Genomic DNA, 905 nt, shown 5'->3' with positions numbered 1-905 from the left:
GTGCTGGCGGCGGCGTCGGGCGGCCGCTACTATTTCGTCATCACGCTGGGCGAGCGCGTCGTCGCCGATATCCGGCGCGATGGCTTCGCCCATGTGACGACGCTGTCGCCTGCCTTCTTCGACACCGCCCAGTCGGGCGAGATCGTGTCGCGGCTTGCCGCCGACACGACGCAGGTCAAGTCGGCGGTCGGCGCGACGGCTTCGGTGGCGCTGCGCAACGTCATCCTCGGCCTTGGCGCGGTGGGGATGATGGTCATCACCAGCCCGAAACTGTCCGGGTTGGTCATTGCCGCTATTCCTGTCATTGTGCTGCCGCTGGTCGCTTTCGGCCGTTCGGTGCGGCGCAAATCACGCCAGGCGCAGGATACGCTGGCCGATGCCACCGCCTATGCCAGCGAGCAGATAGGCGCGGTGCGCACGCTGCAGGCCTTTACCAATGAGAAGCTGGTCACCGGGCATTTCTCGGCCGCGGTGGAAGCTGCTTTCGAGGCGGCACGCTCCTCGATCTTCGCGCGCTCCTTCCTTACCTTCTTCGCCATTTTCACCATCTTCTCGTCCGTCGTGGCGGTGCTGTGGTTCGGCTCGCGCGACGTGCTCGAAGGCTCGATATCGCCCGGTACGCTCGGCCAATTCCTGCTCTATTCGGTGTTCGCCGCCGGCGCGCTGGGCGCGTTGTCGGAAGTCTGGGGCGAGCTTGCGCAGGCGGCGGGCGCCGCCGAACGGCTGACCGAAATCCTGGCCGAGAAGCCGGCGATCCAGGCTCCCGCCGATCCGAAGCCGCTGCCGGCCGTCGCCAAGGGCGCGATCGCCTTCGACAATGTCTCCTTCTCCTACCCGGCAAGGCCGGACCGTGCCGCCGTGCATGGCTTGAGCTTTCAGGTCATGCCGGGCGAGACGGTGGCGAT

General features: G+C 66.9%; 1 protein-coding gene. It reads left to right on the top strand.

Features of this window, described 5'->3' with window-relative positions:
• Nucleotides 1-905 (top strand): ABC transporter transmembrane domain-containing protein (locus EN906_RS35610; RefSeq protein ID WP_245484414.1); only part of this gene is annotated, 905 nt, incomplete at both ends.

The sequence above is a fragment of the Mesorhizobium sp. M7A.F.Ca.CA.004.06.1.1 genome (assembly GCF_003999135.1).
In the GTDB taxonomy this organism is placed as follows: domain Bacteria; phylum Pseudomonadota; class Alphaproteobacteria; order Rhizobiales; family Rhizobiaceae; genus Mesorhizobium.
The sequence above is the reverse complement of the archived record's forward strand: the minus strand, read 5'-3'. Positions and strand labels throughout refer to the sequence as shown.